20 protein-coding genes are annotated in these 21798 nt (G+C 60.4%); 10 read left to right on the forward strand and 10 right to left on the reverse strand.

The window, feature by feature from the left end; all coding sequences use genetic code 11:
- Window positions 1-133: 133 nt before the first annotated feature.
- From ABIZ35_RS04910 to ABIZ35_RS04920, 3 genes are read right to left on the reverse strand one after another with little or no spacing between them, the layout of a single operon-like run.
- Window positions 134-820 (reverse strand): hypothetical protein, encoded by a 687-nt coding sequence (locus ABIZ35_RS04910; protein ID WP_348218755.1) that lies wholly within the window; start codon window positions 818-820, stop codon window positions 134-136.
- 7 nt (window positions 821-827) lie between these two features.
- Window positions 828-2303: an MFS transporter gene (locus ABIZ35_RS04915; protein ID WP_348218756.1), complete on the reverse strand. Its 1476-nt coding sequence runs from the start codon at window positions 2301-2303 to the stop codon at window positions 828-830.
- A 42-nt stretch (window positions 2304-2345) separates the two neighbouring features.
- The gene (locus ABIZ35_RS04920) at window positions 2346-2966 is read right to left on the reverse strand and encodes a TetR/AcrR family transcriptional regulator (RefSeq protein WP_348218757.1); all 621 of its coding nucleotides are present in this window, start codon (window positions 2964-2966) and stop codon (window positions 2346-2348) included.
- A gap of 123 nt (window positions 2967-3089) precedes the next feature.
- On the opposite strand from ABIZ35_RS04920, the gene ABIZ35_RS04925 reads away from it, so the two are divergent.
- The 3 genes from ABIZ35_RS04925 to ABIZ35_RS04935 all read left to right on the forward strand — a co-directional run bounded on the left by ABIZ35_RS04925 (window position 3090) and on the right by ABIZ35_RS04935 (window position 6042).
- A complete protein-coding gene (locus ABIZ35_RS04925) occupies window positions 3090-4364 on the forward strand; it encodes a cellulase family glycosylhydrolase (RefSeq protein WP_348218758.1) in 1275 nt (424 codons plus the stop codon).
- A 67-nt stretch (window positions 4365-4431) separates the two neighbouring features.
- Window positions 4432-5127 carry an NIPSNAP family protein gene (locus ABIZ35_RS04930; RefSeq protein WP_348218759.1) on the forward strand — a complete coding sequence of 232 codons (696 nt, stop codon included), beginning with the start codon at window positions 4432-4434 and terminating at the stop codon, window positions 5125-5127.
- Between the two features lie 96 nt (window positions 5128-5223).
- The gene (locus ABIZ35_RS04935; protein WP_348218760.1) at window positions 5224-6042 is read left to right on the forward strand and encodes a hypothetical protein; all 819 of its coding nucleotides are present in this window, start codon (window positions 5224-5226) and stop codon (window positions 6040-6042) included.
- A 19-nt stretch (window positions 6043-6061) separates the two neighbouring features.
- Here the strand turns inward: ABIZ35_RS04935 and ABIZ35_RS04940 are convergent, their stop codons facing one another.
- The 5 genes from ABIZ35_RS04940 to ABIZ35_RS04960 all read right to left on the reverse strand — a co-directional run bounded on the left by ABIZ35_RS04940 (window position 6062) and on the right by ABIZ35_RS04960 (window position 10731).
- Window positions 6062-7726, reverse strand: coding sequence for a DHA2 family efflux MFS transporter permease subunit (locus ABIZ35_RS04940; RefSeq protein ID WP_348218761.1), 1665 nt, complete (start codon window positions 7724-7726; stop codon window positions 6062-6064).
- Between the two features lie 147 nt (window positions 7727-7873).
- Entirely contained in the window at window positions 7874-8512 is a 639-nt protein-coding gene (locus ABIZ35_RS04945) for a TetR/AcrR family transcriptional regulator (RefSeq protein WP_348218762.1), read from the reverse strand.
- A gap of 140 nt (window positions 8513-8652) precedes the next feature.
- A complete protein-coding gene (locus tag ABIZ35_RS04950) occupies window positions 8653-9273 on the reverse strand; it encodes an alpha/beta hydrolase (protein ID WP_348218763.1) in 621 nt (206 codons plus the stop codon).
- A gap of 2 nt (window positions 9274-9275) precedes the next feature.
- Entirely contained in the window at window positions 9276-10229 is a 954-nt protein-coding gene (locus tag ABIZ35_RS04955) for a ring-cleaving dioxygenase (protein WP_348218764.1), read from the reverse strand.
- Window positions 10230-10278: 49 nt separating this feature from the next.
- Window positions 10279-10731 (reverse strand): DoxX family protein, encoded by a 453-nt coding sequence (locus tag ABIZ35_RS04960; protein WP_348218765.1) that lies wholly within the window; start codon window positions 10729-10731, stop codon window positions 10279-10281.
- 168 nt (window positions 10732-10899) lie between these two features.
- On the opposite strand from ABIZ35_RS04960, the gene ABIZ35_RS04965 reads away from it, so the two are divergent.
- Both ABIZ35_RS04965 and ABIZ35_RS04970 read left to right on the forward strand, forming a co-directional pair.
- The gene (locus ABIZ35_RS04965; protein ID WP_348218766.1) at window positions 10900-11247 is read left to right on the forward strand and encodes a helix-turn-helix domain-containing protein; all 348 of its coding nucleotides are present in this window, start codon (window positions 10900-10902) and stop codon (window positions 11245-11247) included.
- Between the two features lie 92 nt (window positions 11248-11339).
- On the forward strand, window positions 11340-13619 hold the full coding sequence (locus ABIZ35_RS04970; RefSeq protein WP_348218767.1) for a diguanylate cyclase: 2280 nt from the start codon (window positions 11340-11342) through the stop codon (window positions 13617-13619).
- Window positions 13620-13722: 103 nt separating this feature from the next.
- Here ABIZ35_RS04970 and ABIZ35_RS04975 read toward each other — a convergent pair whose 3' ends face one another.
- Window positions 13723-14052, reverse strand: a complete 330-nt coding sequence (locus ABIZ35_RS04975) for a hypothetical protein (RefSeq protein WP_348218768.1) — start codon at window positions 14050-14052, stop codon at window positions 13723-13725.
- Window positions 14053-14417: 365 nt separating this feature from the next.
- Here ABIZ35_RS04975 and ABIZ35_RS04980 point away from each other — a divergent pair, with 365 nt between their 5' ends.
- The 4 genes from ABIZ35_RS04980 (at window position 14418) to ABIZ35_RS04995 (ending at window position 20793) form a co-directional block, all read left to right on the forward strand.
- Complete coding sequence (locus ABIZ35_RS04980; protein ID WP_348218769.1) at window positions 14418-15179, forward strand: transporter; 762 nt, start codon at window positions 14418-14420, stop codon at window positions 15177-15179.
- A gap of 129 nt (window positions 15180-15308) precedes the next feature.
- Window positions 15309-17153: a glutamine--fructose-6-phosphate transaminase (isomerizing) gene (gene glmS / locus ABIZ35_RS04985; protein WP_348218770.1), complete on the forward strand. Its 1845-nt coding sequence runs from the start codon at window positions 15309-15311 to the stop codon at window positions 17151-17153.
- A 51-nt stretch (window positions 17154-17204) separates the two neighbouring features.
- Window positions 17205-19334 (forward strand): hypothetical protein, encoded by a 2130-nt coding sequence (locus ABIZ35_RS04990; protein ID WP_348218771.1) that lies wholly within the window; start codon window positions 17205-17207, stop codon window positions 19332-19334.
- Window positions 19335-19353: 19 nt separating this feature from the next.
- Entirely contained in the window at window positions 19354-20793 is a 1440-nt protein-coding gene (locus ABIZ35_RS04995; protein WP_348218772.1) for an aldehyde dehydrogenase family protein, read from the forward strand.
- An 83-nt stretch (window positions 20794-20876) separates the two neighbouring features.
- On the opposite strand, the gene ABIZ35_RS05000 is transcribed toward ABIZ35_RS04995, so the two are convergent.
- Complete coding sequence (locus ABIZ35_RS05000; RefSeq protein ID WP_348218773.1) at window positions 20877-21137, reverse strand: hypothetical protein; 261 nt, start codon at window positions 21135-21137, stop codon at window positions 20877-20879.
- A 148-nt stretch (window positions 21138-21285) separates the two neighbouring features.
- On the opposite strand from ABIZ35_RS05000, the gene ABIZ35_RS05005 reads away from it, so the two are divergent.
- On the forward strand, window positions 21286-21651 hold the full coding sequence (locus ABIZ35_RS05005) for a hypothetical protein (RefSeq protein WP_348218774.1): 366 nt from the start codon (window positions 21286-21288) through the stop codon (window positions 21649-21651).
- The last annotated feature ends 147 nt before the right edge of the window (window positions 21652-21798 follow it).

Genomic DNA, 21798 nt, shown 5'->3' on the forward strand with positions numbered 1-21798 from the left:
AAGGGAGGGGTCGGCCGAAGGCCGGGGGTGGGTCACTCAGGGTGGCGCGAAGCGCCGGGGTGGGTCACGAGGGGAGGCGAAGGCACGCGCGGACACACGGAAACTAAAAGCAAATGGCCGCGAGGCGCAGCCCCTATTCCTCCAGCCGCTCGCGCTTCTCGGGATGCCGGAAGATCAGATGCCGGAACTGGGGCCAGTCTTCTAAGTCCTGCGCGTAATCTTCGGGATCGTCGGTCAGGAAATATTCGTAGCCAGTGAACACATGGTCGAAGGGGAGACCGACGGCTTCGCAGAGGCCGTCGATGGCGCTGCCGGCGAACTTGCCTGCGGAGGCGCGCGCATCGGCGAGGGCCTTTTGCAACGCTTCGGGAGTGGTTTGCAAAATTGTGGCGAGTGCGGCGGCGTCTCCGTGGTAAAGCTCGGCTTCCTCGGGGGAGGAGGCGACGCTGGCGGGATTATCGGCGAAACGGTCGACGATGCGGCCGGATTCCGAATAGTTGTATCCCCAGTGAATATCATCCGCAACCCAGAGCTCCAGCGCCGGAGCGTCCAGCGCTTTGGAGAGCAGGCGCGTGAGGAGGCCGCTGTCGGCCCAGTCCTCGACGTACACGGTCACCCAGCCGGGCTCCACGGCGCCGCTCACGATCACTCCGTACCAGTCGTCGTCGTCCGGCAGCAGATCGTCGTGATCGGCGACCTGAGACGCCTGATCGTCGCGCTCTAACGCAAAGCCTTCGTCCGCGAACGCGTGGATAACCTCGCGGCGCACCGCGTCCGTATCGTCCGTCCGTATGTTGATGTTGATATAATAGCCGCCCATAAGCGCTCTATGATACCCGGAAACCGGCGCGTTCCGGCCGATTTATTTTGCTTGCGGCGAATGACGCCAGCAGCAGGCAGAAGAATTGCAGGCCGCTCAGCACCAGCATCGTGTGCGCGAACGCCCCGCCATAAGCCGCCGGCCCGGTATGATTGCCCAATACGCTGAAGAACACGCCGCCAAGCGCCGCCACTCCTACGGCAGAGCCGATCTGCAGCGTGGACGTCACCACGCCGGACGCCAGCCCAGCCTGATCGGCGTCCACGGACGACAAAACCGTTCGAACCACCGATGGCAGCACGAATCCCTGCCCCATCCCGGCGCACAGCAGCGATGCGTAAAAGATGATCCCAGGCCTCCATCCCCCGTGCAGCGCCAGCGCGGTCCCCGCGAATCCGGCGGACAATAATCCAAATCCAATCTGTAAAATATTCGCGCCGACACGCTTGGCGACTGCCGCGGAGAGAAGCGACGCCGCGAAAAAGCCTCCGGCGAAGGGCATGATCGCAAACCCCGACGCCAGCGGACTCCATCCCAAACCGCTTTGCAGATACACGCCGAACGTCATGAAGAATGCGGCGATGGAGTAAAACAGAAACGTCATCCCAAGCCCCGTCACAAACGGCCCGCGACGGAATAATGTCAAGTCGATCAGCGGGTCGCCTCCCGACTGCGCGATCTTGTTCTCGACGGCGACAAACGCCGCTAAAAGAGGAACGCCGGCGAGAAAGCAGAGAATAGTCCAAAGCGGCCAGCCCGCCTCACGCCCCTGTGTCAATGGATAGATGATCGACGCCAGCAGCAGCGACAGCAGCGTGACCCCGGCCAGGTCGATGCGAGACCGCTCCGCCGGCTGCGTTTCCGGCACGAACTTCGCGGCGCCGATCAGCGCGAAAATCCCGATAGGCACGTTGATCAGAAAGATGCTCCGCCAGCCGAGCCCAAATGGGTGCAGCGTGATCAGCGCCCCGCCGCCCAGCTGTCCCACAATCGCCGAAAGGCCGAAGACCGAGCCGTAAAGGCCCATGATCTTGGTCAGTTCGCCGTCCGAATACACAGTGCGGATCGTCGCCAGCACCTGCGGCGCCATCACGGACGCCGCGAGTGCCTGCAAAATCCGCCCCGCAATCAGCATCTCGCCGCTGCCGGCAAGCCCGCACAGCGCCGAGGCCAGCACGAACCCACCCATTCCCAGCATGAACATCCGCTTGCGCCCATACAGGTCGCCAAGCCGCCCGCCGGTGATCAAGAACACAGCGTACGCCGAGGCATAGGCAGAAATGATCAGCTCCAGCTGCGACGCGCTTGCGTGCAGCCCGCTGCGGATCGCCGGCAGCGCAAGGTTGACGATGAAGAAATCCAGCGGCGGCAGAAACGCGCCAACCAGCAGCGCGGCGAGCGCCAGCCGCCGGCCGCGCCCGTCGCCGGAGAATGTCCGCGCGTCTTCTCGTTCGGTCTGGTCAATCACTGCTGAGTTATCCATCGCTTTATTCCTGACTGATCGTTCAATAATGCGGACGAAAAATTACGCCAGCGCCCGCATCGCCATCTCCACCGCATCGCGCAGCGTTTGTTCGTCATGCTGTACTTTTCCCAAGACGCGCAGGCCCTGGACGATACACAGCAGAAAGCTTCCGACGGCGCGCTCGTCAAGATCGCCCGCAAACACACCCGCCGACTGGCCGCGCATCACCTCGTCCGCCAGCATCCCCGCCATGCGCTGCTGGACGCGCTGGACGCGCTCCGCGACTTCGGTGTCCTGCGGCAGCATTTCCAGCGCCATATTCGTGATCAAGCACCCGCACTGCCGAAACAGCGCCGCCGAATCGCGGGTGTAATACATCAGCGCCTCGCGCAGCGTTTCACGGCTGGGCTCGGGCGCGTTCAGCGTCCCGGCAAGCCGCATCAGGGACACTTCGCTGTAATGATCGAGCGCCGCCAGCAGAATGCCGCGCTTATCCCCAAAGGCCGCGTACAAGCTTCCGCGCAGCAGCCCCGTCGCCTTGCAAAGGTCGTCGATCGACGTGGCGTGATATCCATGCTCTCGAAACGCGACGGCCGCCGCCGCAATCACGGCGCTGGTGTCAAACTCGCGGGGCCGGCCGCGCTCCGCAATCGGCTTGAAGGGAGACTGTAAAGTACTCATGATACTATTTTGACTGAACGTTCAAGAATTGTCAATGGGCGTCACTCGGAACATTTGATGGTATATTCTGATTTCTAGCCGTACGCGGCGCCGTGGAAAGCCACCGGAGAAGGAGTTCCGTCCATGTCCCAATGTTTGCGTCTGGCCGCCCTTACGTGCGCGGCGATCGCCCTCGCCGTTCCCTCAATGGCCAAAGACAAATCTCCGTTTCTCGAGACCGTCCGCGAGCAGATCGGGGTCAACATCCACTTCACGACGCCGAAGCCGGGCGAGATGGCGATGCTGGAGGCTGGAGGCTTCCACTGGGCGCGTATGGATTTTGGCTGGGAAGCCACGGAACGGACCAAAGGCGTTTACGATTTCCATGCCTATGACGGCCTCATGGCGGACCTGAAGCGCAGCCATATGAAGGCGCTGTTCATTCTGGATTACCGGAACCCGGCGTACGGCCCCGGCGGCGCGCCGCCCTATGATGATGAAGGCCGGGCGGCATTCGCGCGCTGGGCGGCGGCCGCCGCGAAGCACTTCCAGGGCCAGGGCATACTCTGGGAGTTGTGGAACGAGCCGAACGGCAAGTGGTTTTGGCCGAACCCGAACGCCGCCGACTACTCCAAGCTCGCCCTCGCCGCCGACAAAGCCATTCGCGAGGCGTGCCCCAAGGAGATCCTGATCGGCCCGGCGCTGGCGACGATCGAGCTTCCCTACCTCGAAGGCTGCTTCCAGGCAGGCTGCCTACAGTACTGGGACGGCGTTTCCGTGCACCCCTACCGCCGCAAGGATCCCGAAAGCGTCGGCGACGATTACGAAAAAGTGCGCGCGCTGATCGCGAAGTACGCGCCGCCCGGCAAAATGATCCCGATCCTTTCCGGGGAATGGGGCTATTCCGTCGCCTGGAACGGTTTTGATGAGGAGCGGCAGGGCAAATATCTCGCCCGAGAGCTTTTGTTCAACATGGAAAGCGGCGTTCCGCTCTCCATCTGGTACGACTGGCATGACGATGGAGCGGACCCCGCCGAGGGCGAGCATCATTTCGGAACCGTGCGCAATGAGCTGCATCCGGACCGAACGCCGATCTACGATCCTAAGCCCGCCTACACGGCGGCGAAGGCATTGACAGGAGTGCTGGGGGACTATCGATTCGACCACAAGATCGTCGCCGGTGACGCCGCGACCGACCACATACTCGAGTTTCGGAAGAAGAAAGATCGCGGCTACGCCGTCTGGACCACCTCGGAGACGCCCCACTCTGTCACGCTGCCGATCCCGGCGGGCGTCTACACAATCCATGATTGGCTTGGCGAACATCGAGTGACGCTCACGTCCGACAAATCCGGCCTGCCACTGACACTCAGCGACACGCCGCAGTATATCGTTCGGGGAACTTCCCGTGAACGTTAGCAAGTTATCGTAACATTGAAGCACTCTGCTGCCACAGCATTCGATACCATTACATTAGGGAGACGATGTGTTTTACGAATTACGCCACTACGACTGCCATAGTAGCCTCGCACTCAAGCGCTTGATCGGCCGATTCGGCGACCATACCACGAAGATCTGGGCGCGGATCGGGATTGAGCCGGTTGGATTTTGGCCGGTGATTGTCGGCGCGAATCAGCCGCGTCTCACCTATATTCTCGCTTGGGAAAGCCTGGCGCAGCGCGAGACGCTCTGGGCGGAGTTCCAGGCCGATGCCCAGTGGAAAGAAGCTGTCGCCGCAAGCCGCGCGGAAGTCGGCGGCGATCCCGTGCGCACAATCACCAGCAGCCTTCTTTCGCCGCTGCCGTTTTCCCATATCGCGCGCTCGGACAATCAGCCCAAACGTCTCGCCCGAGGCGTCTTCGAATTGCGCACTTACAAGTTTGACGCCTCGGGAAAGCTGAACAAGACCGTCGAATGGTTCCGCGACCACTGCCTGCCACTGTTCGAAGCACACGGTTTCTTCGCCATGGGCTTCTGGACGACCTATATCGGCGTCTCCCCCGAACTGACCTACATGCTCGTCTTCGAAAGTCTCGCGCATCGTGAACAGGCCTGGGCCTCGCTCTACACCGATCCCAAATGGGCGGAGATCCAGCAGTTTCTCTACACGGACGGTGTTTCGCCAATCCTGAGCATGGACAGCGTCTTGATGAAAGGAACGGATTTTTCGGGCTGGAGCTAACGGATCATTCTTCATCAACACTTCATCTGATTTTCCTATACTGAAACCGTAATCGGCGGCGCCGACGGCAGTCAGTAAGGAAATGAGGAAAGAAGAATGCAAGACCACACCCACTTCAGCTCGGATTTGACGAACACGGAAAACGAGGCTCCCGCCGCGCGCAGCATCACGCGGCGGGAAGTCCTCGGCATCTTCGGCGCGGCGGGGGTCGTCATGATCGCCGGATGCGGAGGCGGCGGCTCCAGCTCTGCGGCGACATCGACGGGCACGACCACGGGGACCACGACAGGCTCGACCGCTTCGGCCACGGCCACTCCGGAAGGCGAGATCGGGCCATACTTTGTGGACGACAGCGCGGCGGGCTTCAATCGCTCCAATATCCTGACCAACATCGACGGAACCAGCAAGCAGGCCGGTGTTCCACTGACGCTGAAGATCTATATCCGGGATACACAAAACAGCCTCGCCGCGATGGAGGGCGTCCAGGTCGATATCTGGCACTGCAACGCCTACGGCGTGTATTCCGATGAGGCGAACCAGGGAACATCCGATCAGACCTGGCTGCGCGGCTACCAGATCAGCGACGCCAGCGGTCTCGTCACTTTCACCACGATCATTCCCGGCTGGTATCAGGGGCGAACGACGCACATCCACCTGCGCGTCCGCTCCAAATACAACAACAGCGCCTCTCCCAGTGACGGCTCCAACACCACGCAGCTGTTCTTCTCACAGACGATCGACAACTACATCAACACCTACGTCGCTCCCTACAATACCAAGGGAAATAACTCAACGACCAACGCCAACGACCATGTCTACACGCCTGAGACCGAAGGTGAGATGGAGATCGCGCTGGTGGGCGACTATACGAACGGCTTCACTTCGACGTTTTATGTGAACCTGCCGATTACGTAGGAGCGCCCCCAGCCCATTCCTAATGCACCGCCCCCATATCCACCGCTCCTTCGCCTTTCCGGAAGATCAGCACCAGCGGCATGGCGCACAGGAACGCGACGCTGATCATGAGGAAACAGTCGTCGAACGAGAGGATCATCGCCTGCTTGGCGGCGACGCGCGCAAGCTGCCCTATGGCGGCGCCGTGGGCGGCGGCGGGACTGACGCCGTGCGCGATGAGGTTTGCCTGAACTCCAGTGATCCAGTCGTTCACCGCCAGGTTTCCGGCGTTCAAATGATCCCCGACCGACTGCTGGTGGAAGACGACCCGCCGCGTCAGGGTCGTCGAGAGCGCGGCGATGCCGATGCTGCCGCCAAGCTGACGCGCGAGGTTAATCATCGCCGAGCCGACCCCCATTTCGTGCGGCTTCATGCCGGCAAGGCTCGCCACCGTCAGCGGGATAAACAGAAAGCCCATGGAGGCTCCGCGGATCAGCATCGGAACAAAGATATCCGCCGGCCCGGACTGCGAAGTCAGATGGGACAGGCCATAAGTGCCAGTCATCATCAAAAACGCGCCGAACGCCAGCATCTTACGTGGGTCTAACTTCTGGCTCAATGCGCCGGCGATCATGAACGAGAAGAGGCCGGCGATTGCCGACGGAAAAAGCATCATCCCGGTTTGGTATGCCGTGTATCCCTGTGAGTTCTGAAGATATACGGGCAGTAAGAACAGCGTTGCGTAGAGGCCGATCCCTAATACAACGCCAAAGGCCGTTCCCGCCGCGAGCGAACGGTTCTTCAGAACGCGCAGGTTGACGATCGGATGCGGGACATGCAGTTCCCACAGCACGAATGATACGAGCGAGACCGCCGCGACCGCCGCCAGCGTGGCGATCATCCCGGACTGAAACCAATCTTCTTCCTGCCCGCGCTCCAAAACCGTCTGAAGCGAGCCCATGCCCGCCGCGAGCAGACCGATCCCGAGAAAGTCCGTCCCCGGACGTTCCCGCTTCTGCGCATCCGTCCGCGAATCCTCAACGAACATCAGCGTCAGAAACATCGCGGCGATCCCGAAGGGAAGGTTGATGAAGAAGATCCACGGCCAGGAAAGATTGTCCGTCAGGTATCCGCCAAGAACAGGTCCGAGCGACGGACCGACCATGACACCCATGCCAAAGATGCCGGTCGCCATGCCCTGCATTTCCTTGGGGAACGCACCGAGCATGATCACCTGTCCGGTCGCCAGCAATCCCCCGCCGCCTAGCCCCTGCACGATGCGCCAGATAATCAGCTCCGGCAGCGTGTGCGCGAGGCCGCACATCAGCGAGGCCAGCGTAAACACGGCAATGGACGCCGCGAAGTAGTTGCGCCGGCCAAACCGATCCGCCAGCCATCCCGTCATCGGCAGCACAATCACGTTGGAGATGATATATCCCGTGCTGACCCAGCCGATCTCCGAAAGCGTCGCCCCCAAATTCCCCATCATCTGCGGCACCGCCACATTGGTGATGGACGTATCCAGAACTTCGAGCACCGCCCCGATCATCGCCGCAACGACGATCCACCAGCGACGCGCGGCTAACCGATCGGCGCCGTCTTTCGCCGCAGGCGGCGGCTTCGGCTCCGAATCCAGCGCCGCGCGTCGCCCGGCGGGAGTTCCCACCCCATTTCGATGCGGCCTTTCCGCAGTAATCGCGCTCATGGTGATCTCCAATTTAATATCAAATCGCAATTAAATGACACTGCGTCATTATTAAACGCCATAACGATCCGGCGCATCGACTTTTTATGACGATTCGTCATTATTGTTCACAAACTTAAACCCCGGTTGTCAAACCGGGGCTGTGCTTTAATCCCGTTCGCGGCGGTCCAGAAGGCTATTGGCGATCAGCGCGTGCATCGCCTGCCGGCTCTGTTCGCGGTCGTTGAAGACATCAGAGGAGGCGCAGCATTTGTCGAGCATCTGCGCGAATCCCATCGCCATTCCCATTTGGAGAAACGCGACTTCGCGAACCTGCATTGGCCGGAACATGCCCTGCCGAACACCCTTGTCGAGGATGTTCTCGATAAACCCGGCCATCCGTTCGGTCTTAAGATCCAGCCGGCTTTTGAGTTCGGGCGGCAGCGCGTCGGCGATCTGGAGCTTATCGAGCATCAATACATTGTAATACTGCGCATAATTGTCATGAAAGTTCATGAAGGCGTCGTGGCCGGCAAGAATATTCGTCAGCGGATCGGCGTCTTCGGAATACGATTCGAGCACCAGACGGTTCAGCGTGTCCAGGCCCTCTTCCAAAACGGTCGCGTAGATCTCTTCCTTGTTTTCGAAGTAAAGATAGATCGTGCCGCGCGCCAGCTCCGCAGACCGCGCGATGTCGTCGATCGTTGTATCCCGGAAGCCCTTTTCAAAAAACAGCGTGCGCGCCGTATTCAAAATGTCTTCGCGGCGGCGCTGCTTATCCCGCTCCCGACGTTCCGTTGTGCCCATGATTATTTCTTGCTCACTCTCGTTCGTTATCATATAATGACACGATGTCAGAAATTTGTCAAGAATTTTCTAATGTTTGTCTGCTGAACAAGAAAAGGCCTCTGCCCCTTAAGATGGGAACAGAGGCCCGAATCGTGATATTAAAGCGCCGCGAGCCACTGCGCCGCCGCAGTAACCTCGGCTTCGGACAGTCCATGACCGCCGGGGCTCCAGTGAAGCGAGACATTCGCGCCGCTTTCCTTGAGGATGCGCGCCAGATGCTCCACGTTCGATGCCGGAACCATCGAGTCCATACGGCCGGCGGTAATCAAGACCGGAGTTCCATTCAGCGCGGGTGGCGTGTCCGGGACGAACGGCGTCATTGCGTGCAGGAGCACGGCTCCGGCGAGCGCGCCGGGATGACGCAGCAGGAGGCTGGCCGCGATGTTGGCGCCGTTGGAGTAACCGACGGCGATCACGCGCGTTTTGTCGAAACCATACTGGTCGGCAGCGCTCCCGATAAACTCAGTCAATGCATCCGTTTGAAGACGCAAGTCCTCCAAGTCGAAGACGCCGGCGCCGAGGCGTCGAAAGAAGCGCGGCGACGCGCCTTCCAGAACCCGGCCGCGCGGGCTGAGCAAGTTAGCTCCGGGCAGAAGCTCGCGGCCCAGGCCCAGCAGATCGTTTTCGTCTCCGCCTGTGCCGTGCAGCAGCAGCAGCGTCGGCGCGCCCGAAGTCCCTTCCACGTATCGATGCACAAAATCCAGCGTCACGTTTGTCATCGTCAGTTCCTCTCCAAATTCGTATCGAGCGCCGGGAGGGCGTTCTCAATAGAGGCGCGGCGCGCCTCAAGCCAGGGCGGCAGTTTCAGCGCCGTTCCCAGGGCGTCCGGCGTTTCATCGGTCGCGAAGCCGGGCGCATCGGTGGCGAGTTCAAAGAGAACGCGGCCAGGCTCGTGGAAGTAGATCGAGCGGAAATATTCGCGCTCTCGAACTTCCGTCACACCCAGCCGGGCGTCCAGCAATTTATGCTGCCAGTCGGCTTGCACGGCGTCGTCCGGCAGGCGAAATGCAACGTGGTGCACCGAGCCGACCAGGGTCTGCGATGGCGGCAGATCCGGACGCTCCACCAAATCGACCACGTTTCCGGGAACGCCGCGCTGTGTCACAAATCTCCGCCTCCCACCTTCCGTTCCAATCTCTTCGAAGCCAAGTATGCCGGTCAAGCAGCGCACCGTCGATTCCCAATCTCGCAGGGCCAGTGTTACCGCGTGCAAGCCGCGAATGGCGTAATCGCTTGGGACTTCACTCTCGGTCCATCCGGTCCGTACATCTTCATCGATGGAAGTTTCGACGATCTCCAGCGCCATTCCGTCGGGATCGGCAAAGGCCAGCACGCGCTCGCCAAACCGTTCTGTTATCTCGGAAGATGTGAGAAACGGCTGCAAGCGCTCCCGCCAGAACTCCAATGAGCCGGCAGGGACTGCCAGCGCCGTGGCTTCCGTTTCGCCGGTTCCCTTGCGGCCCTGCGGCGCTCCTTTCCAGGGAAAGAAGGTCAGCAGCGTTCCCGGGTTTCCCAGACCGTCGCCGTAGTAAAGATGGTATGTCGCCGGGTCATCGAAGTTCACCGTCTTCTTCACCAGACGCAGTCCCAGCGTCCTTGTGTAAAAATCGAAATTTCGCTGCGCCTCGCCGGCAATCGCCGTAACGTGATGCAGTCCGCCAATTTGCGCGCTCATGCTTGCCTCCTCATTGATGGTCTATGAAAAAGAGGGTCGAAATCCCATCTCACTTGCGCTTCAGCAAACGTCCTTCGATATCCGCAATCGCGAAACGGCCCGGACCGGCGATCAGCGCCACAAGAGCCATGCCGATCAGCGCGAAGGCGTATTCAAATCCCGAGGGCAGAAAAAACCCGCCGGCCAAATGGACTTTGAACAGCGCCACCAGCATCGTCACGATCAGCCCCAGCGACGCCAGCCGACCCAGCAAACCGAAGAACACGGCGAGGCCGCCGAAAAACTCGGTAAACACGGCGAGATAGGCGAAGAATACCGGAATCCCCATTTTGTCGTGAAACATCCCGATCGTCGCGGCGAGACCGTGTCCGCCGAATGCGCCGAACAGTTTCTGCGAACCGTGGGCGATAAAGATCGCGCCTAAAAACAAACGTAATACGAGCAGCGCCGTATCAACAGCCGTTGTGTTCGCGCTTGGCGTCTCGGATACCTGTGTGGACATGGAACGAATCTCCTCAGATTTGCGCTATAATTTTCAGAGCGCTCTATTTTTTAACTCTGTATGTGATCTATAACGGACGCTCCTCTGATAAAGTTCCCAAGTTCAGGAATGCTTCTTGACGGAACTGCATTGACTATTGTAGGATAAGGAAAATGGGGTAAGCGACACATGGAACATCATGGAGACGATATTTACTGCCCGGCCAATGCGGCGCTGACGCTGCTCGGCGGACGCTGGACGATGCACATCGTGCGCAGCCTGCTCGACGGCAAAAAACGCTTCAATGAGATCGCCAACGAGCATGGAATCAATCCGGGCACATGCCGAGACCGCCTGCGCGAGCTGGAGGAAGAAGGCGTGGTCACCCGGACCGTCATCAGCGCCATGCCTCCGCATGTGGAATATATGCTCACGCCCAAGGGCAAAGAGCTCAACGGCATCTTCGAGGAGGTCGCGCGATGGGGACGGGCCTGGATGAAGCCACCGCAGAATCGCGAGACGGCAAGCCATGTCTGACACTCTGTCAGACTAAGGAAAACACGAGAACACGCCGATAATGGAAATGAAAATCCCTATTTGCGGCGGCAGTCGCAGGAGTGCAGGTTATAATGGCGCAGCGACGGCGCAATAGAAAAAAAACGGTGTTGTGGGGAATCGGCATAGTCGCCGCCCTGAACGTGCTCACGATCACTTGGATTCTCTCTCACCCATTCTCCAAGCATGTTTATGTCACAGGCGTGGACGCCTTTGAGATTTTAAGCGCCCTGGGCGGCGGTATATGGTGCTTGGGAGCATCGCTCCACTCGCGGCGAAACGATGAAACGCCAAGAAGCATCATGGCTCCGGCGCTGGCCGGCATCGCCTTGATTTGCTATGGTGTCGGGCAGGCGGTTTACGCCTATTCCGAAGTGGTACAGCATGTCGACCCGCCGTTCCCCGGCGTCGCGGATATTTTCTTCCTCGCGATCTATCCTCTGCTGATGGCGTCGATCCTGCTGCTGCCGGCGCGCCCCCTGCCCTTCGCCGTCCGCACACGCGTCACGCTCGACTGCGCGATGATCATGACAGCCGTGATTGCGTTCAGCTGGTATTTCATTCTTGGACCGACCATGCTCCAGGGCAGTCAGACCTTGCTGGGCCGGATCGTCGCGCTCGCATACCCGTCCTTCGATCTGATGCTGGTGTTCGCGGTCCTTCTGCTGGCGTCCCGCACTGGCAATCGCTCGAATTTTTCCGGCGTGGCCATCCTCCTGAGCGGACTGATTGTCTTCGTCATCGGCGACAGCCTCTACCTTTATCGCCTCCTGCAAAACAGCTACCACACCGGATCGCTGATGGACGAGACGTATGTGCTTGGAAACAGCCTGATCGGATTGGGCGCCGGCGCCATCCATCTCCTCAGCCGCTCTCGATCTGCGGAGGATACCGGGGGAGCGCAGAAATCAAACGAAACGCCGCCGCTCTGGCGTCTCCTCCTTCCCTATGCTCTTTTCCCGGCTCTGATGGCGCTGCTTCTTTACACTCGGTCCGTGCACACCGACAAATCGCTGGAGCGCGGCGTGCTCGTCAGCAGCATGGTGCTGGTCGGTCTGATCCTGGCGCGTCAGGTGCTTGCGATCCGCGAGAACCACCAGCTCAATCAGGAACTGATGGCTTACGCGGAGCGCATGGAGGGCATGAACACCGAACTGCACGCCACACAGGCCGATCTGCATGTCAATGTGGAAGCGCTGACGCGGGCCAATGAGCGTCTCCAATCGCTGGCGACCACCGACACTCTGACGGGCTTGCCGAACCACCGAGCCATGGTCGCGGCGCTGGAGGCGGAATTGGAGCGATCGGACCGCTACGGACGCCCTTGTTCCGTGATGTTTTTCGATCTCGACCATTTCAAGGCTCTGAACGACAGCTGCGGCCATCCCGCCGGAGACGCCGCGCTTGCAGAGATTGCCGCCCTCGTGCGCGGTCATCTGCGATCGATCGATACGGTGGCCCGCTGGGGAGGCGAGGAGTTCCTGGTGCTGATGCCGGAAACCCAGATAGACGATGCGCAGAGAATTGGCGAACAGATCCGGGCGCTAGTTGCCGGGCATACATTCAGCCCGGCGGGAGGCTTGCGCCTGACGTGCTCGATCGGAGTCGCCTCGTTCCCGGAAGACGGGCGGCGCCGCGACACACTGGTCGTTGCGGCGGATCAGGCGATGTACGCGGCTAAGAAACTGGGACGAAACCAAGTGCGCTGCGCTGGAGACCCAGCGGTCGGGGCCTTGCTTTCGGAATCCGATGAAGGCTCACGGGAAGAGACCGCGCTGCGCGGCACTGTCGAAGCCATGGCCGCTCTCGTCTCCGCGCGCGACCATTATACGGGCGAGCACACCGAAGAAGTGGGCAATATCGCCATTCAAATCGCCCAGGCTCTGGGGCTGGATATGATGCAGGCGCGCCTTGTGGGACTGGCGGCACGCCTGCATGATATCGGCAAAGTCGCGATTCCCGATTCGATCCTTCACAAACCCGAGCAGCTCGACGACCAGGAGTGGAATATCATGCGCACGCATCCCGTGCTAGGCGCCGAGATTCTGAACCATGTCCCCGGGCTGCGCTGCATCGCCCCCATGGTGCGCGCGCACCACGAGCGCTGGGATGGAGGTGGGTACCCGGACCGCCTCCGTGCAGACCAGATCCCTCTGGGCGCGCGCATTATCTCCGTCTCGGACACTTACGGCGCAATCACGACGGACCGGCCATACCGCGCGGCCCGAGACGCCGCCGCCGCCCGCGCCGAAATCAAAAAGTATGCGGGCTCCCAGTTCGACCCCGCTGTCGTCGACGCGCTGATGCAAGTGCTGGACGAGAAAATGCCGGGCCGTATGCAAAGCGCGGCGTAACGAATTCTCAGCACGCAAAAGAAACCGCCTCTTGCAAGACATTGGATGTCTTGCAAGAGGCGGTTTTTATTTTACTGCGTTACCGAATGGCTTTGGACAGCGCTTACTTGCTCAGTGTATCGGTCGCGGCCAGTACGGCGGCGGCGGCGGCTTCCGTGCGATCGGCGTCGTGGGCGGCCTGTGCGGCGCGCAGATCGCGAACGGCCGAGCTCAGGGCATCGGACTTGGAGGACTGGGAAAGCTGCACTTTCTTCTCGGCGTCGGCGATGCGAACGACTTCCAGCTCCACCCGCTTCCACTGATAGATATGCGCGTTGCTGGCGGCGGCGGCGGCATTGTCGCGAATGTCCGAAACGGGCGAAGCGACTGCGGCGGAGACGGAGATGCAGGCGGCGAAGACGGCGATGGTTCCGGCGATCAGCGTGGTTTTCATGATGGCTCCTTTATCGAAAAAACAAAGCTCGATATCAAAATCGATTACATATCTATCATACACGTATTCGGCTTAATTCATTCCTGACGGCGGCCCGCACAAATGCCGGTTTCCGTGAGAATCGCTCATAAGCCAGTATAAATCGGGATATTTCTTACTCTCCAAAAAACCAATGCAAAATGCTCCCAAGAAATTTCCCGTATTTCTACTGAGCGTATCTCTGCTTGAACCTCGTATTTTTGCGAATAACTCCCCTGTCCCTTTCACCTGATAATGAACCTAGTAAACACGCTGGAAACGCTCAACACATTTAATCGCGTTCTCCGGCCCCTGGCGAACAGCCACGGAAGGAACATACATTCAGGATGAAAGCGCCCTACTACTTCGCGGCCTGCGCCGCCCTACTCTGCGCCGCCGCTCAACCAGTCATTGCGGGCCCCGTTGCGATCGACGGTCCAGGAACCACGGAACCCGGCCGCTATACGCTCGACATCGCCGTCAATTCGTCCCAGGTCAGCGGATCCGAGTCCCAGACCCTCCCGGCAATCAATCTTTCTTACGGCCTCACGAACAACATCGAAGTCGGTACGGGCATCGCCGTATCCTCATTCCGTAATTCTGGGGCCAGCCGCAAGACGGGATTCGGCGACACGACCGTCGGCGCCAAGTGGCGCTTTCTGGAGGAAACCAAGAGCGCCCCACAAGTCGCGATTGACTACGGCCTGAAGATCCCCACCGCCAGCAAGTCGGAAGGCTTCGGAGACGGCAAGTACGCCAGCAACTTCGGGATCTGCGCCGCGAAATCATACGGCCACTATGGCGTCGGACTGGCCGCATCTTATTACATGCCCGGCAACGCACTGGCGAAGAACTGCTGGTCGTACAGCGCGGCGTGTACGTGCCAGGTGACGGAGCGCACATCGGTCGGCGCGCAGGTCTACGGCGGCAGTCCCGGCGCGGACGGCGCACGCACGAACCTGGGTTACCTGGTTGGCGTTTCCCAAACCTTCGCACCCGATCGAAACTTCTCGCTGCAGATCGGCAAGAGCGAGCGCGGCTATGCGGACCTGACCGTCTTCGGATGCCTGGAGTTCATTCTGGGCAAAGGCCGTCATAAGGCTGAGTAACAGCGCGGCCATGGACAGAAAATACGCACGATTTTGGGGGAAGCCGCACCGGCTTCCCCCATTCGTTTTCCGGCGGCGCTCCATGCCGGGTATACTCAAAGGAAAACGCGAGGAGCGAAGACGAACTCGATGTGTGGAATTACGGGATATGTCGGAGGACGCGCGAGCAGCGTCCGCCTGGTTCTGGATAATCTGAAGCGGCTGGAATACCGCGGTTACGACTCCGCCGGTGTGGCCGTGGTTACCCCGAACAGCCCGACGGTGACCGTAATGAAGAAGGCCGGCAAGCTTGCCAACCTCACGGGCAGCCTCGGGGACCTCGCCTTCGCCAGCGGCGCCGCCATCGCACACACGCGCTGGGCGACACACGGCCGCCCCAACGACGGCAACGCGCACCCGCACACGGATTGCAGCGGACGCATTGCGCTGATCCATAACGGGATCATCGAAAACTATCTGGATCTCAAAGACGATCTGCTTGCCCAGGGCCATACGTTTTCCAGCGATACCGACACCGAAGTCTTAGTCCATCTTATTGAAGAGCGCCTGAAAACCTCCGACGGCTTGGAAACAGCGCTGCGCAGCGCGCTCGCATCTGTCACGGGCGCCTACTCCATCTGCGTCGTTTCCGAAATGGAGCCGGACGTCATTTACGCCGCCAAAACGGCCTCTCCTCTGATCATCGGCCTCGGCGAAGGCGAGAACTTCCTGGCCTCGGATATCCCTGCGGTTATGGAGTACACCCGCCGGGTCTTAGTTTTGGAAGACGGCGACTTTGTCAAGATCACCCCTGACCAAGTCACGATCACGACATTGGAAGGCGCCCCTTTGCAGCGCGATGTGTTCGCGGTCACCTGGGATGTCAGTACGGCCTCCAAGGGCGGCTACGACCACTTCATGCTCAAGGAGATCCACGAACAGCCCCAGACCATTCGCGACACCCTGCGCGGCCGAGTCTCGGACACGAACCAAGTGATGTTCCCAGAGCTGAAGCTTTCGCGTGAACAGCTCCTGAACTTCAACAGGATCGTCATCGTCGCCTGCGGCACGGCTTACCACGCCGGCATGGTCGCGAAGCACTTCTACGAGGCCCTGCTGCGCCGCCCCGTCGAGGTCTCCGTGGCGAGTGAGTTCCGCTACAGCGATCCGATCGTCGATCAACATACCCTCGCGATCATCATCTCCCAGAGCGGCGAGACCGCCGACACCCTGGCCGCCCTGCGCGAAGCCAAAGTCAAGGGCGCCACGACGCTCGCCGTGGTGAACGTCGTCGGATCCAGCATCGCCCGCGAGGCCGATGAAGTCATCTACACCTACGCCGGCCCGGAGATCAGCGTCGCCTCCACCAAGGCGTACACCACGCAGCTCGTCGCGCTTTACCTCGTGGGATTGTTTATCGCCGAACAAGAAAACCGTCTGGGACCAACGGTCGTTTCGGATTACGTGGAGCTGCTAAAGGCGCTGCCGGCGCAGGTCGCCGAAGTGCTGAAACTCGGACCGGAGATCAAGGAACTGGCGCAGGGATTATCCAAGTCCAGCTCCTTCTTCTTCCTGGGACGCGGCTTCGACTACGCCGTCGCGATGGAAGCCGCACTTAAGCTCAAGGAAGTCTCCTATATCCACGCCGAGGCGTACGCCGCCGGCGAAATGAAGCACGGCCCGCTTGCCCTGGTGGAGCCCGGCGTCACCGTCGTCTGCTTCGCCACTCAATCGGCGCTGTACGATAAGATGCTCTCCAACGTCAAAGAGATCACCGCCCGCGACGGCGGCGCGGTCGCCCTGGTCAAGGAGGGCGATGAGGGCCTGGACACCCGCTCCGTGGACAGCGTCCTGCGCATCCCCAGCACCCACGACTGGTTCATGCCGATCCTCGCGATCGTCCCGATGCAAATGCTCGCCTACTACATCGCCGCCGCCCTCGGCCGCGAAATCGATCAGCCAAGAAATTTGGCGAAATCGGTCACAGTCGAATAAAAGCGCCCTATCCCCGGCCTTTGGCCGGGGATAGGTTCTCAAGGATCGCCTATGAAGCCACATCTGATCTCACAAGTTTCCACCGTCGTTTTGCTCGGGATTTGTAGTTTCGCGCCAAGCGCCATGTACGCCGCCGGCATCCAGGCCGACTTCTCACAGTATAAGTCCGTGGGCGGCGTTTCCATTCGCCAGACTGGAGACGCCCTGCTCGCCACATGGCCGATGGGACGCGGCGAGTATGGATCGCTGACGCTGGACTTGCAGTCCAATACGCCCTTGATCGAATCCCTGGCGATCTCGGGCGATCCGACGAAGCCCGGTGAGACGCTGCTCAAGGGGGTCTCCCCGGTAAATGTGATCACTGTCGGAACGCGCGACCTGGCCAATCCCGCCGGATGGGTAGCGTTTTTTGATAATCCCCGCAATCGTCCCTACAAATCCTATCTTGCGACGCTGGAGAAGAGTTCGGCGCGCGTGGTGACCGAAGGCGGCCGCAGCACGATCGTCATCGGCGGGCTCAGCGCAGGGCCATTCCATGGCGACATGCGGTTTATTCTTTATCCCGGAACGCGGATCGTGCAGAGCCAGGCCGTCGTCAGCACCGAGCAGGACGCCGTCGCGTTTCTCTACGACGCCGGTCTCAGCAGTCCCGCTCCCAATTGGACAAGCATCCAATATCTCGATAACTTCGATCGCTGGCAGAGCGCTCCGGCGGATGCGCCGGCCGCTCCCATCGCCGTACGTAACCGCGCCGTGATCGCCGAGGCCGGCGGCGGCTCCGTGGCCGTCTTCCCCCCGCCCCACCAATACTTCTATCCGCTGGACCTACCAGACAACTTCCAATTTGCATGGCGCGGGCGCGGCTATCACGACTTAGTGACCGACGCCGGGTTCGGCGTCCGCCAGCCGCCGGAAGGCGACAAACGCTGGGTTCCCTGGGTGAACGCCCCGCCGCACACCGAGCAGCATCTGTCACTCTTTTATCTCCTGAGCCGCGAGAAATCCGAAAAGACGCTGGACGAAGTGCGCCGCTATACGCGCGGCGACCATTTCAAGAAGCTGCCCGGGTATCTGACGTTCACCAGCCACTACCATAACGAGCACTCACTGGGTTTTGTGGACGCCCAAAAGGCGCAGAAGACCGACGGCGTTCCCAAAGGCTTTTCAGAACCGGGGTTCGTAACAGCCTTCAAGCAGCGCGGCGTGGACATCGCGCACCTCGCCGAATTCCATATCAACTGGACACAGGAACTGCAAGCGCGCCGCCTCCCATTGCTCAAAACGATGCATGATGAGTGTGCGCGCCTTTCGAACAATAAGTTTCTATTATTGCCCGGCGAGGAGCCGAACGAGCATCTGGGCGGGCACTGGCTCAGTCTTTTTCCGAAGCCTGTCTACTGGACATTGCAGCGTACGAAAGATCAGCCCTTCTCGGAGCAAGTCGCGGGGTATGGGACGGTCTATCATGTCGGCTCGCCGGACGATGTCCTGAAGCTCATGGAGACCGAGCACGGCCTGATGTGGACAGCGCACGCGCGCATCAAAGCCTCCATCGGCTACCCCGACAATTACAAGACTGCGCCGTTTTTCCTGAGCGACCGTTATCTAGGCGCCGCATGGAAGGCAATGCCGTCAGACCTTTCCAAGCCGCAGTTGGGGACGCGCGTGCTGGACCTGGAAGACGATATGTCCAATTGGGGCCTGCGCAAGTATATCCTTGGCGAAGTCGATGTCTTCAACGTCAAGCCCGAACATGAGCTGTACGGGCATATGAACATCAACTATCTCAAGATGGACAAACTGCCGCGCTACCAGGACGGCTGGTCGAGCGTTCTGACCACCCTCAGAAACGGTCACTTCTTCGTGACGACCGGTGAGGTGCTGATCCCAAAATTCACCCTCGGAGGCAAGGGCAGCGGCGAAACGCTGCGCCTCTCCCCCAGCCAGAAACCAACGCTGAATGCTTCTCTGGAGTGGACATTCCCACTCAATTTCGCCGAGATCATCTCGGGCGACGGCGCCAAGGTCTACCGGCAGCGCATTGATCTGAGCGATACGCCCGCCTTTGGATCACGAACGCTCAAAATCCCGGCGGAGGTTTCCGAACGTAAGTGGGTACGCTTCGAAGTATGGGACATCGCCGGCAACGGCGCGTTTACCGAGCCGGTTTGGATCGAGTAACAGCCTTGGAGGTCGCGCCATGGACAGCGATATTCGGCCGCTTTACATCAACGGTCAGTGGCGGACGACGGACGAAACGGACACCATCATCAATCCCTGGGACGGCGCGCCGGCCGGACGGCTTTTCCGGGGCAACGCGGCGGAGATGGAGGACGCCATCGCCGCCGCGTACGGGGCGCGGGAGCCGTTTCGCGCACTGACGGACGCCGCGCGCGGCGAGGCGCAGGACAAGATCCACGGCGGGCTGAGCGACCGCGCCGAGGAGATCGCGCAGACGATCACACTGGAATCGGGGAAGCCGATCCGGGACGCGCGCGCCGAGGTCGCCCGCGCGGTGCATACGTTTCAGATCGCCGCCGAGGAAGCAAGGCGATTTGGACAGGGCGAGCAGATCCCGCTGGATCGCACGGAAACTTCCAAGGGTCGTATTGGGATTACCCGGCGCTTTCCCTGCGGCGTGGTCGGGGCCATCACGCCATTTAATTTTCCGCTGAACCTGGTGGCGCATAAAGTCGCGCCGGCGCTGGCGGTCGGCGCGCCGGTCGTGCTGAAACCCGCGCATCAGACGCCGCTCACGGCCCTGCTGCTGGCGGAGGTGATCGCCGACGCGGGGCTTCCCAGCGGCGCGTTTAACGTCGTGCATACGGAGCCGGCGCTCGGCGAACGATTGGCGCTCGACCCGCGCATCGCGGCGCTCTCATTCACCGGCAGCGCGAAGATCGGCTGGGAGCTGAAAGCCAAGGCGAACCGCAAGCGCGTGACACTGGAGCTGGGCGGAAACGCCGCGACGATTGTCCACGAAGACACGGATCTGAGCGCCGCCGTTCCCAAGTGCGTCGCCAGTGCGTTCGCTTACGCCGGGCAAATCTGCATCTCCACTCAGCGCATTCTTATACATCGTCCGATCTTCGAGGAATTTACCCAGCAGTTCTTAACTCAGTCGCGCGGACTGCTCCTCGGTGATCCCCGTCTCGACGCAACAAACCTCGGACCGATCATCAACGAGGCGGGAGGCTTGCGGATTCTCGAATGGGTGCGCGAGGCGCTGGACGGCGGCGCGCGCCTCCTGCTGGGCGACATCGCTCCCGCCGATCCCAGGCGCATCGCTCCGATCGTTCTCACCGATACAAATCCCGAAATGAAAGTCGAGCGTGAGGAAATCTTCGGGCCGGTGGCGACACTGACGCCGTACGACGATTTCGAAGAAGCGCTGGACAAGGTCAACGCCTCGGATTATGGGCTGCAAACGGGCGTCTACACAAATGACATCCACCGGATCTATCGGGCGTTCGAGCGCCTGGAGGTCGGCGGCGTGATCGCAGGCGATACGCCGTCTTATCGCGTGGATCATATGCCCTATGGCGGCGTCAAAGGCTCGGGCTTTGGCCGCGAAGGCGTGCGCTACGCCATGGACGAGATGTCCGAACTTCGTCTGCTGGCGCTCAATCTGAGTAAGTAAAGCGCAAAAAAGCCGCATGCGATTTGCATGCGGCTTTTTCCGTTTCGGCGCGTCCCCTGAACGGACGCGAGAGACGAAATGGATTACATCTTGTGCGCGGCGGGAGCCATCTTCGGCGCGGGCTTCGCCATCTTGGTCATCTTCGTCGCCTTCTTAGCGGCGGGCTTCACGGTCTTCTTGGCGACCTTTTTGGCGGCGGGCTTCACCGTTTTCTTGGTCGTCATCTTGGCGGCGGCCATCTTCGGGGCAGGCGCCGCTGTCGGCTTGGTCGGAGCGGCGATTGCCGCGGGAACGATGGCGGACAGAGCGAGCGTGGCGACGAGAACTTTGCTGAATAACTTCATTGTGAGAAGCCTCCGATGATTGGTGTTTGACAGAAGGGATAGCGCGACGGGCAGGCAAAGAGTTCCCAGACGTTTCAATATTTTGTGGGAACAGTTCGCTCCGCGAAGCCGTCCATGGAAAAAGACGATTTCCGAAGGAGACGATCCAATGCAAGTCAAACGTGGATACTTAGGGGCGACGATGCTGGGCGCCATCGCAATCGCGGCTCTGGCCGGCTGCGGGACACATACCGACAAAGTCAGCGATATTCTGAACAACCCGTCCCGCTTCACCAACAAGGATGTGACGGTTTCTGGACAAGTCACAAAAGTTTACGAACTGCCGCTTGGGATCAGTAATCTTTCCGCGTATCGAATAAACGACGACAGCGGACAGATCTGGGTAGTCAGTCACGCGGGCGCGCCGCGTGAAGGCTCGAAGGTGGGATTGAAGGGACGCGTGCGTCCGGAAGGCCAGTTCGCGGGGTCTTTTTTGGGAAGCGTGATCGAAGAGGATCAGCGGCGGACACGGTGAGGAGCGGCCCTCATCCCCGCCACCCGCAAGCGGGTACCCGGTTCTCCCAATTCTGGGGAAGGGGAGCAAGAGTTTTTGAGTTTCAGATCAGAACCCCTAATCCAAAATCGAAATCTTACTCCGACTCCCCCTCTCCCAGAATTGGGA

The organism is Capsulimonas sp., from assembly GCF_039929585.1.
Classification (GTDB): domain Bacteria; phylum Armatimonadota; class Armatimonadia; order Armatimonadales; family Capsulimonadaceae; genus Capsulimonas.

Bases quoted from the DNA above. Each gene is read 5' to 3' on its own strand.
- ABIZ35_RS04910 (WP_348218755.1), bottom strand. From the start codon at position 820: ATGGGCGGCTATTATATCAACATCAACATACGGACGGACGATACGGAC.
- ABIZ35_RS04915 (WP_348218756.1), bottom strand. From the start codon at position 2,303: ATGGATAACTCAGCAGTGATTGACCAGACCGAACGAGAAGACGCGCGG.
- ABIZ35_RS04920 (WP_348218757.1), bottom strand. From the start codon at position 2,966: ATGAGTACTTTACAGTCTCCCTTCAAGCCGATTGCGGAGCGCGGCCGG.
- ABIZ35_RS04925 (WP_348218758.1), top strand. From the start codon at position 3,090: ATGTCCCAATGTTTGCGTCTGGCCGCCCTTACGTGCGCGGCGATCGCC.
- ABIZ35_RS04935 (WP_348218760.1), top strand. From the start codon at position 5,224: ATGCAAGACCACACCCACTTCAGCTCGGATTTGACGAACACGGAAAAC.
- ABIZ35_RS04940 (WP_348218761.1), bottom strand. From the start codon at position 7,726: ATGAGCGCGATTACTGCGGAAAGGCCGCATCGAAATGGGGTGGGAACT.
- ABIZ35_RS04945 (WP_348218762.1), bottom strand. From the start codon at position 8,512: ATGGGCACAACGGAACGTCGGGAGCGGGATAAGCAGCGCCGCCGCGAA.
- ABIZ35_RS04950 (WP_348218763.1), bottom strand. From the start codon at position 9,273: ATGACAAACGTGACGCTGGATTTTGTGCATCGATACGTGGAAGGGACT.
- ABIZ35_RS04955 (WP_348218764.1), bottom strand. From the start codon at position 10,229: ATGAGCGCGCAAATTGGCGGACTGCATCACGTTACGGCGATTGCCGGC.
- ABIZ35_RS04960 (WP_348218765.1), bottom strand. From the start codon at position 10,731: ATGTCCACACAGGTATCCGAGACGCCAAGCGCGAACACAACGGCTGTT.
- ABIZ35_RS04965 (WP_348218766.1), top strand. From the start codon at position 10,900: ATGGAACATCATGGAGACGATATTTACTGCCCGGCCAATGCGGCGCTG.
- ABIZ35_RS04970 (WP_348218767.1), top strand. From the start codon at position 11,340: ATGGCGCAGCGACGGCGCAATAGAAAAAAAACGGTGTTGTGGGGAATC.
- ABIZ35_RS04975 (WP_348218768.1), bottom strand. From the start codon at position 14,052: ATGAAAACCACGCTGATCGCCGGAACCATCGCCGTCTTCGCCGCCTGC.
- ABIZ35_RS04980 (WP_348218769.1), top strand. From the start codon at position 14,418: ATGAAAGCGCCCTACTACTTCGCGGCCTGCGCCGCCCTACTCTGCGCC.
- glmS (WP_348218770.1), top strand. From the start codon at position 15,309: ATGTGTGGAATTACGGGATATGTCGGAGGACGCGCGAGCAGCGTCCGC.
- ABIZ35_RS04990 (WP_348218771.1), top strand. From the start codon at position 17,205: ATGAAGCCACATCTGATCTCACAAGTTTCCACCGTCGTTTTGCTCGGG.
- ABIZ35_RS04995 (WP_348218772.1), top strand. From the start codon at position 19,354: ATGGACAGCGATATTCGGCCGCTTTACATCAACGGTCAGTGGCGGACG.
- ABIZ35_RS05000 (WP_348218773.1), bottom strand. From the start codon at position 21,137: ATGAAGTTATTCAGCAAAGTTCTCGTCGCCACGCTCGCTCTGTCCGCC.
- ABIZ35_RS05005 (WP_348218774.1), top strand. From the start codon at position 21,286: ATGCAAGTCAAACGTGGATACTTAGGGGCGACGATGCTGGGCGCCATC.